The sequence below is a fragment of the Sphaerisporangium corydalis genome, from assembly GCF_025506355.1.
In the GTDB taxonomy this organism is placed as follows: Bacteria; Actinomycetota; Actinomycetes; order Streptosporangiales; family Streptosporangiaceae; genus Sphaerisporangium; species Sphaerisporangium corydalis.
Genome location: NZ_JANZYP010000119.1, coordinates 1 through 9,503 on the forward strand (window position 1 = coordinate 1; position 9,503 = coordinate 9,503).

A 9,503-nucleotide genomic window follows, 5' to 3' on the forward strand; every position below is an offset into this window, starting at 1 on the left:
CGGGCTCGGGGTGGGCGTGGGGTCCTGGGCGGGTGCGGTGGGGGCGCCGGCGGGGATGGTCGGTACGGCGCCGGGGCCGGTGAGGGCGACCTCCGCGGCCGCCAGCATGTCCGCGCTCGGCCTGATGGTGAAACCGACCGGCGGGGGCGCCTCGTCAACGGGTGCGGACGGCGTCGGCGTCGGCGTGCCCCCCGGCCCCGACGGCCGTGGCGTACCAGACCCCGTCGGCGGACACGGCTGTGACGGCTGGCGACCAGAGGGTTGTCCCGAGGGGCCGGTGGAGGGGCGGCCGGTGGGGTTGGGGGCTGTTGAGGGGAGGCCTCGGCCGGAGCCGCCGGAGCCGCCGGAGCCTGAGCCGCCTGAGCCGGAGCCGCCGCCGGTGGTGCCTGCGGCTTGGGCCTTTTCGAGGTTGTCGCGGGTTTCCTCCGCGGCGGCGAGCGACGCCTCGGCGGCCGTGTAGTCCTCGCGTGCGATGGTGTCGTCGATCCGGGCCAGCACCTGGCCCTTCCGGACCTTCTGCCCGACGGTCGCGTACACCTTCTCGACCGTTCCTGAGGCGCCGAAGGCCAGGTCGCGAAGGTCGGCGTCCACGGTGTTCCCCGCGGCAGAGACGCCGCTCACCACCGTCCCGCGCCGTGCGGACGCGAGCTCGATCCGCGCCTGCGGGGATCCGTCTCCGCCGCCGAGGTAGATCAGCCCGGCGCCCACCAGGATGATCCCCGCGAGCGCGAGTCCTCCCACTCGTACGGCGGCCGGCGGAGTGCTCGATCTCATGCGTGCCATCCTGGCCAGCCGACGTCACCCCCAGCTCAGCCCGGCCTGAGAGTTTCCTGTGGATCGACGGCCCCCGTCACCACAATGAGCTGGGGTTTCGGAAGATTATCCCGCTATGTACGGTCCGTTTCGGGCCCGCAGGCCCGTACGGGACGATCGTTGTCAGGAAACCTTCAGGGACGGCGGAGGTTCACCCAAGCGGGGTGGGCCAGGCTCAGGGCTTGTGAAGCTGTCGACGAAGCGCAGAGCGCTGATCGTGAACGGTGCCCTCGGGGTGCTGTTGCTGGGCGGTGCGGGCGTCGCCTTGGCCTCCCTGAACGGGGGCTCCGCCGCGGAGGCGGCGCCGCCGACCACTCGTGTCACCCGTGGCACCGTCCTGTCGTCGGTGTCGGCCTCCGGCTCGGTCGAGAGCGCCAGGACCCGTTCGCTGAGCTTCAGCACCAGCGGCACCGTCGAGAAGATCTACGTGAAGGCCGGTGACAAGGTCTCCAAGGACCAGATCCTGGCCCGCGTGGACGACACGGCGGCCCGCGAGAGCCTGGACGCCGCCTCGGCGAGCCTCAGCGCGGCCGAGGACGGTGACACCACCACGGCCTCGGGCTACTCGCAGTACATCCAGGCCAGGAACTCCTACCGCGACGCCAAGCGCACGCTCGCCGGCACCGTGATCAAGGCCCCGTACAGCGCGACGATCGTCGCCGTGAACGGGACGGCCGGCGGCTCCTCCTCGGGATCGTCCTCGGCCTCGTCGAGCGGTTCGTCCGGTTCCAGCGGCTCGGGCGGCTCAGGCGGCGGGTCGGCGGGCACGGGCGCGGCGGCCGGCGCCTCGTCCGCGTCGTCCGGCTCCTCCGGCGGGTTCATCGACATCGCGGACACCAAGCGCCTCCAGGTCGTGGGCGACTTCACCGAGTCGGACGTGACCAAGCTGAAGACCGGCCAGTCCGCGACCGTGACCTTCGACGCGCTGCCCGGCGTCACGGCGTCCGGCAAGGTGACGCTGATCGACCCGGTGTCCCAGACCAGCAACAACGTCGTCCAGTACTCCGCCACGATCTCCCTGAGCGACGTGCCGAAGGCCGTGCGGCTCGGGCAGACGACCAGCGTCCAGGTGATCGTCGCCAAGGCGGACGACGTGCTGACCGTCCCCACCTCGGCGATCACGACCGCCGGGGGCCAGAACACCGTCACCGTCCTCCAGGGCAGCGCGCAGCGGGTCACCAAGCGGGTCGAGATCGGCGTCAAGGGCGACACCACCACCGAGATCAAGTCCGGGCTGAACGAGGGCGACCAGGTGGTGCGCACGACGACGACCGGTACCGGCGGCCTTCAGGGCGGCTTCCCGGGCGGCGGGTTCCCCGGTGGCGGTGGCGGCGGCGGGCTCCGCCTCGGCGGCGGCGGCGGCGGCGGAGGCGGGCGGTGACCCCCGTCCTGGACGTCCGCGACGTCGGCAAGGTCTACGGCTCGGGGGACGCCACGGTCCACGCGCTGCGCGGGGTGTCGCTGACGGTCGAGCGCGGCGACTACCTGGCGATCATGGGCGCCTCGGGTTCCGGCAAGTCCACGCTGATGAACATCCTGGGCTGCCTGGACATCCCGAGCACCGGCAGCTACCACGTCGACGGCACCGACGTCGGCGCCCTCGGCGACCGGCAGCTCGCCGTCCTGCGCAACCGGAAGATCGGCTTCGTGTTCCAGTCGTTCAACCTGATCCCGCGCATGACCGCCCTGGCCAACGTGGAGCTGCCCCTGGCGTACGGGGGGGTGGGCGCGAGCGCGCGGCGTGCGCGGGCCCTCGCCGCGCTGGACCAGGTCGGGCTCTCCGACCGGACCCACCACGACCCGAATGAGCTCTCCGGCGGCCAGCAGCAGCGGGTCGCGGTGGCCCGTGCCCTGGTCACCGCGCCGTCGCTGCTCCTCGCCGACGAGCCGACGGGAAACCTCGACACCAAGTCCACCACCGACGTGCTGCGGATCCTGGACCGGCTCAGCGACGCGGGCCGCACCATCGTCCTCATCACCCACGAGGACGACGTGGCCGGCCACGCGAAGCGGATCATCCGCCTGATCGACGGCCGCATCGTCGAGGACCACCGCCAGGCCCCCGTGGACGGTCCCCCGCCGAGGCTCGCGAGCGTGACCCCATGACCAGGTGGACCTACCAATGGCCGGGCGTGCGGCGAGCACGGCGAGGAACGGTGAGCGATCGATGAACGCCCTGGAGGTCCTGCGCTTCGCCGTGCGCGGGCTGACGGCCAACAAGATGCGCAGCGCCCTCACCACGCTGGGCATCCTCATCGGCGTCGCGGCGGTGATCTTGCTGGTCGCGGTCGGTGAGGGCACCTCGCAGTCGATCCAGCAGAACATCCAGCGCCTCGGGTCCAACACGCTGACCGTGATGCAGTCGTTCACGGGCGGTGGCGGCGGACGCGGCGGCGGTGGCGGGGGAGGCGGGTTCGGCGGATTCGGCGGCGGCGGCGGGGGCGGGGCCCAGCAGCAGGGCGGCACCGGCCCGCGTACCCAGGCCAAGCAGCTCACCCTCGACGACGCCCGCGCCATGGCCGACGCGACCGCCGCGCCGTCGGTGAAGAGCGTGTCCCCGGTGGTCACCGCCTCCGCCCAGACGGCGACGTACGAGGGGGCGAGCCACTCCATCTCGCAGCTCGTCGGCACCTACCCGAGCTACTTCGAGGCGTCGAACAAGCCGGTGGCCAAGGGCTCGTACTTCGTCAACGACGACGTGCTGGCCGCCAGGAAGATCATCGTGATCGGCCAGACCGTGGCGACGAACCTGTTCGGGACCGTCGACCCGCTCGGCAAGCAGATCAGCGTCACCGGCGTGCCGTTCACCGTGGTCGGCGTGCTGAAAGAGGCTGGTTCGTCCGGCTTCCAGGACGCCGACGACCTCGCCATCGCGCCGCTGCCCGCCGTGCAGCAGAGCCTGACCGGGTTCGGGTCGCTCGGCCAGATCGTCGTGCAGGCCAAGACCGCCGACACCGTCGACGCGGCCCAGACGGAGATCACCGACATCCTGAACCAGCGGCACGGCATCACCGGCACCGCCGCCGCCGACTACCGCATCCTCAACCAGGCGACGCTCCAGGAGACGGTCAGCGCCACGATCGGCACCTTCACCGTGCTGCTCGGCGCCGTCGCCGCGATCAGCCTGCTCGTCGGCGGCATCGGCATCACCAACATCATGCTCGTGACCGTCACGGAGCGGACGCGGGAGATCGGCATCCGCAAGGCCATCGGGGCGCCCCGTGGCGCGATCCTCGGCCAGTTCCTCGCCGAGGCCACGATGCTCAGCCTGATCGGCGGGCTGCTCGGCGTGGCCATCGGAGTGATCGGCAGCAGGTTCACGATCGCCGGCGTCCATCCGGTCATCGTGCCCACCTCGATCGTGCTCGCCCTCAGCGTCTCGGTCGCGATCGGGCTGTTCTTCGGCAGCTACCCGGCCAACCGCGCCGCGAAGCTGCGTCCCATCGAAGCGCTGCGGCACGAGTGACGTACGGCCACCGGACCAAGGAGAGATCATGACCAGGAGCAGGCGCAAGCCGTACGCGAAGGACGATCCCGTGACGGCGCAGGATCTGCTGGAGACCTCGCCGTTCGACGGCGACCTCGACGCCGAGCTCGCCGTCCGGCCGGACGGGCGCCGGACGTCCACGCTGACCCTGGTGCTCGGCGCGGGGGTGGTGCTCGTGGTGGGCATGCTCATGGGGATCCAGGCGCACAAGGCGTTCGGCTCCTCCACGGGCGGCCGGCAGGGCCTGCAGTCGGCCCTCGCCGGGAACGGCGGGCAGCGGGCGGGCGGGCTCAGAGGCGGGTACCCCGGCGGCGGGCAGGGCCTCGGCCAGGGTCAGGGCGGTCAGGGTCAAGGCGGCCAGGGCGGTCAGGGCGGGGGCGGCGGCGGCGCGTTCGGCAACGTCACGGTCGGAACGATCAAGCTGGTGGACGGCGGCAAGATCTACCTGGAGACGGCCGGCGGCGGCGTGGTCACCATCAAGACCACGGGCGACACCAAGGTCCAGGTCAGCAAGGAAGGCAAGGTCAAGGACCTGAAGCCGGGCAGCTCGATCATCGTGCAGGGCGAGCGCGCGGCCGACGGGACCATCAGCGCCACCTCGGTGAACCAGGGCGGGCTCGGCGGCTTCGGGAACAGGGGCGGCGGCTGATGCGGCGGCGGCTGATGCGGCGAGTAAGGACATGGCGTGCACGGTGAGGCGAAACTGCTGGTCGTCGACGACGAGCCGAACATCCGGGAGCTGCTTTCGGCCACGCTCAGGTACGCGGGGTTCGACGTCCTGACGGCGGCGGACGGGCGCGAGGCGGTGCAGGTCGCCGAGCGCGTACGGCCTGACCTGGTGGTGCTCGACGTGATGCTGCCGGACATGGATGGGTTCGCGGTGGCGAACCGGCTCCGCTCGTCCGGGCGGCGCACGCCGGTGCTGTTCCTCACCGCGCGCGACGAGACCGAGCACAAGCTCACCGGGCTGGGCCTGGGCGACGACTACGTGACCAAGCCGTTCAGCCTGGAGGAAGTGCTCGCCCGCATCCGGGCCGTGCTCCGCCGCACCCGGGCCGATCTCGACCTGCCCTCGCGGCTCCAGGTGGCCGACCTGGAGCTGGACGAGGAGGGACACCAGGTCTGGCGGGCGGGCAAGCGGGTGAAACTGTCCCCGACCGAGTACAAGCTGCTGCACTATTTCATGGTCAACACCGGCCGTGTGCTGTCGAAGGCGCAGATCCTGGACCACGTCTGGAACTACGACTTCGGCGGCGACAGGAACGTGGTCGAGTCGTACGTCTCCTACCTCCGCCGCAAGATCGACACGGTGGACCCCCGTCTCATCCACACCCTGCGGGGCGTGGGTTACGTGCTGCGCGCACCACGTCAATGACCGACACGGCGTGCGGGCGGCGTCCCGGCATGACGGCACGGCCGACCGGAGGCCGGGCGGGTCGTGCGAGATCGGGTACTGCTGGGCCGGGTCGTGCGGGGTCGGGCGGTCCGGGGCCGGGGGTCGGTGGGGGGCGGGAACGGCGGTGAGGCCCGTACGGGAGCTGAGGCGGCGCCTGGCCCGGTCGCCGCTGTGGCTCCGCCTCGTGGTGGTGACCGTACTGCTTGTCACCCTCGCCATCGCCCTGACCGGCGGATTCGCCGTCCAGCTCCTTCGCGGCTACCTCGTGGACCGGGTCGACCGGCAGCTCGAAACCGCCGGCCGTGCCCGGCGCGACAGTTACATCCCGCCGCTGATCCAGGCACCATCGGACGCGCAGCGGGCGCCGCGGCAGTTCGGCCTGTTCTACATGGCCGTCCTCCGCCCCGACGGCAGCGTCGACCGCACGCTCCAGGAGAGCCCGGACACCGACCCGCCCAGGTTCGCGCTCATCACCCCCGACAAAGCCCAGGGCAGGTCCAGCCCGTTCACCGTCCTTTCGGCCGCTGGGACGCGCTGGCGCGCGGTCGCCGTGAACGAGGGCGAGCAGGTCCGCGTGATCGCCATCCGGATGGACGACATCGACGCCACCGTCACCCGGCTCGCGGTCATCGTCGCGACCGTCGGAGGCGGCGTCCTGGTCATCCTGGGGTTCGCCTGCCACTGGCTCGTCCGCCGCAGCCTGCGCCCGCTCGGGGAGATCGAACGGACCGCCGGGGCCATCGCCGGAGGCGACCTGTCCCGCCGGGTGCCGCTGCGGCACCGCCGTACCGAGATGGGACGGCTCGGCAGGGCGATCAACGGCATGCTCACCCAGATCGAGGCCGCCTTCCAGGACCGCGAGGCATCGGAGATCGCGGCCCGCAAGTCGGCGTTCCAGGCACGCCGCTCCGAGGACCGGATGCGCCGGTTCGTCGCGGACGCCTCCCACGAGCTGCGCACCCCGCTCACCTCCATCCGGGGCTTCGCTGAGCTGTACCGCCACGAGGCCCCGGACCTGGACGAGGCGGCCCGGCTGCTGCGCAGGATCGAGGACGAGGCCACCCGCATGGGCCTGCTGGTCGACGACCTGCTGCTGCTCGCCCGGCTCGACCAGCAGCGTCCCCTTGAACGGCGGCCCGTCGACATGCTCAGCCTGGCCGCCGGTGCCGTACTGGACGCGCAGACGCTCGCCGCCGACCGCGAGATCGACCTGGTACGGCTGGACACCTCGGAAGGGCCGGTCACCGTGTGCGGCGACGAGGCGCGGCTGCACCAGGTGGTCACCAACCTGGTGGGCAACGTGCTCCGGCACACCCCGGCGGGCACGGCGTTCCGGGTGGGGGTCGGCGGCCTCGACGGGTACGTGGTGGTCGAGGTGGCGGACCAGGGCCCGGGCGTGCCGGTCAGGGACGTCGAGCGGGTCTTCGAACGCTTCTACCGCGCCGACCCATCTCGCTCGCGCAGCGGCACGGGGGGCACCGGCCTCGGCCTGTCCATCGCCGCCGCCCTCGTCCACGCCCACGGCGGCGACATCACCGTCACCAGCGACCCAGGCCAGGGCGCCACCTTCCGCGTAACCCTCCCCACCGACCCCTGACAGACTTCCGGCCGCTGACGAAAATGGTGCCTTCGGCGCAGTCTTCTCAAGGGCGACCCTCACCCAAACCGCCACTCACCGACGCGCAACCAACGTTGGTAATCCTCACCATGGCGAGGTCCAGGCCGCACCCTGCGGCCGTGTGAACGCCTGGTCGCCGACCAAAATGGTGCCTTCGGCGCAGCCTTCTCAAGGGCGACCCTCACCCAACCCACCACCCACCGACGCGCAACCGACCGTCCCGAACCCTCACAATGGCGAGGTCCGGGTCGCACCCTGCGGCCGTGTGAACGCCTGGTCGCCGATCAAAATGGTGCCTTCGGCGCAGTCTTTTAGGGGCGACCCTCACCCAACCCACCACCCACCGACCCGCAACCAACCCCGTCCCTGACTTCAGCACTCTCGCGAAGCCCGGCGGACCAGTCGGTTCTCCTGATGGTCGCGACCTAGGTACCGGTAGGAGGTGGGCCCGGGTCCAGCCGCTCAGTGGACGCCGTTGGGCTCGTCGCTGAGCCTGGGCAGCGCGACCAACGCCGGCAGGTCCCTCAACCGCTCCTGCAGCTCGCGTGCCTCTGATCCAGGGTCGACCGCGCGCAGGTCGCGTTCCAAAGCGCGGAGCTTGACCCGGCTGGTTTCCCGGAGCGCTTGGGGTTCGACGGTGTCGAGGACACTCGAGGCCAGCGCGGCCCCGTCGGAATAGCGGCCCCGTGCCACCTCTCCACGAGCCAGGAGCAATGTGGCCGTCGCCCACCCCGGACGTCCGGCGGGGATGCGCTGGATCGATGCGCCAGCGTGGGCCCGCGCCCGATCGTGATCACCGAGCAACAGGCTCGCCTCAGACAGGTGCAGCTCCAGCTCGGCCACATCGAACCCGAATCGTCCTGGCTGCTCTCCGTGCGGGTCGGCGGTCATCTCGCTCTGCGCCGCTGCGGCAACCGTGGCGGCGGCGTCTCGTCTGCCCAGCAGAGCCAGTGATCGTAGCTGCGCCCACGCGAGGATCTGCGCCTTACGCAGGGGAGTGTCCGCGTACTCCAGTGCCTGCGATGCCAAGTCCAGGGCCTCACTCGGCCGGTCCTGGGTGTAGGCGGCCATCGCCTGAGCGCCGAGTGCCCAGCAGACCAGGTCGTTGTGCCCGACGTCGGTACCGAGTCGGGCGGCGGTGGCGAAGTGGATCGCCGCGGCCGGGTGGTCGGCCATGTGGAAGGCGAGGTTTCCCACCAGTGCCGAAAGCCACCCGGCCAGGCGACGCAGTTCCTTGCGGTTCGCCTCGGTCTGGGGCTGCCGCAACATCGTTCCCACCAGGGCGCGGGTCCGGTGCACCTCGACAGCGAGCAGACCAGGTGTGAACCGCGAGTAGTGCAGGGCGTAGTACTCTGTCGCGGCGGCCACGTGTTCCCGGGCCAGGCCCCCGCCACCGGGCCCCTCGACTTCGATGGCGAGTTCGATCGATCCGCGTAGAGCTTCCAGTGCTGTGTCTGCAGCCATCGCTACCTGCCTCTTCATCGGCGCCGGGTCACCCCTCTGATCGGCAACGTACCCGCCGCCTGCGCCGCCCGACACAACTGCGCTTTCGTACCACCGCACCTACGGTGTGCCCGTCTGTGTCACCCGATCCTCGAACAATTACGGCCCCTGCCAGCACCCCGAAAAGATCGTCCCCCTGTTCGTGACAGCCTCTTCCAAGGCCAGAAGGTCACCCTTCACGGGCCGGGGAGCACGTGCGGAACTGGCTCCACATCCAGGACAACTGCCAGGCATCCCACCGACGCGCATCCAACGTTTCTAATCCCCACCATGGCGAGGCCCGGATCGCACCCTGCGGCCGTGTGAACGCCTGGTCGCCTGCCAGATGTGAACGCCTGGTCGCCGACCAAAATGGTGCCTTCGGCGCAGTCTTCTCCTGGCGACTCTCACTCAGCCCACCACCCACCGACGCGCTACCGACCGTTCCGTGACCCCCATCATGGCGAGGTCTGGGTGTACGCGGTGGTCGTATGAGCATCGTGCCGTCAACGAAATGGTGCCTTCGGCGCAGCTTCTTATGGGCGGCTCCCACCCAGCTTGTCGGCTCCGGCTGAAGACTGGCTCTGGCACTAATTTCGTGATCTTCCGGCGGTCGACTGCCCGGGTTGCCGATCATGCTGGGTGACGATTTCGGGGTTGCTGACGGTCCTGTTCCCTCATCTGGCCTGCGTGCAGATCGACCAGGT

General features: G+C 70.8%; 7 protein-coding genes and 1 pseudogene. 6 read left to right on the forward strand and 2 right to left on the reverse strand.

The genetic code is table 11. The features are described from left to right. A pseudogene (locus NYZ98_RS40640) lies at positions 1-774 on the reverse strand (biotin/lipoyl-binding protein); the annotation flags it as partial. Positions 775-997: 223 nt separating this feature from the next. Between NYZ98_RS40640 and NYZ98_RS40645 the strand changes: the two are divergent. The 6 genes from NYZ98_RS40645 (at position 998) to NYZ98_RS40670 (ending at position 7,293) form a co-directional block, all read left to right on the forward strand. Beyond that, the gene (locus tag NYZ98_RS40645; RefSeq protein WP_262850804.1) at positions 998-2,194 is read left to right on the forward strand and encodes an efflux RND transporter periplasmic adaptor subunit; all 1,197 of its coding nucleotides are present in this window, start codon (positions 998-1,000) and stop codon (positions 2,192-2,194) included. Next, positions 2,191-2,919: an ABC transporter ATP-binding protein gene (locus NYZ98_RS40650; RefSeq protein WP_262850808.1), complete on the forward strand. Its 729-nt coding sequence runs from the start codon at positions 2,191-2,193 to the stop codon at positions 2,917-2,919. Before NYZ98_RS40645 ends, NYZ98_RS40650 begins: the two co-directional genes overlap by 4 nt. 61 nt (positions 2,920-2,980) lie before the next feature. Then, positions 2,981-4,279 (forward strand): ABC transporter permease, encoded by a 1,299-nt coding sequence (locus NYZ98_RS40655; RefSeq protein WP_262850810.1) that lies wholly within the window; start codon positions 2,981-2,983, stop codon positions 4,277-4,279. 28 nt (positions 4,280-4,307) lie between these two features. Next, a complete protein-coding gene (locus NYZ98_RS40660; protein ID WP_262850812.1) occupies positions 4,308-4,949 on the forward strand; it encodes a hypothetical protein in 642 nt (213 codons plus the stop codon). A gap of 36 nt (positions 4,950-4,985) precedes the next feature. Continuing rightward, positions 4,986-5,675 (forward strand): response regulator transcription factor, encoded by a 690-nt coding sequence (locus NYZ98_RS40665; protein ID WP_262850815.1) that lies wholly within the window; start codon positions 4,986-4,988, stop codon positions 5,673-5,675. Positions 5,676-5,820: 145 nt separating this feature from the next. Continuing rightward, positions 5,821-7,293, forward strand: a complete 1,473-nt coding sequence (locus NYZ98_RS40670; protein ID WP_262850817.1) for a sensor histidine kinase — start codon at positions 5,821-5,823, stop codon at positions 7,291-7,293. Positions 7,294-7,776: 483 nt separating this feature from the next. On the opposite strand, the gene NYZ98_RS40675 is transcribed toward NYZ98_RS40670, so the two are convergent. Then, positions 7,777-8,778: an XRE family transcriptional regulator gene (locus NYZ98_RS40675; protein ID WP_262850819.1), complete on the reverse strand. Its 1,002-nt coding sequence runs from the start codon at positions 8,776-8,778 to the stop codon at positions 7,777-7,779. Positions 8,779-9,503: the final 725 nt, after the last annotated feature.

What these genes read in the sequence shown, in the direction of transcription:
- NYZ98_RS40675 (WP_262850819.1), bottom strand. Translation starts at nt 8,778, where the DNA reads ATGGCTGCAGACACAGCACTGGAAGCTCTACGCGGATCGATCGAACTC.
- NYZ98_RS40660 (WP_262850812.1), top strand. Translation starts at nt 4,308, where the DNA reads ATGACCAGGAGCAGGCGCAAGCCGTACGCGAAGGACGATCCCGTGACG.
- NYZ98_RS40655 (WP_262850810.1), top strand. Translation starts at nt 2,981, where the DNA reads ATGAACGCCCTGGAGGTCCTGCGCTTCGCCGTGCGCGGGCTGACGGCC.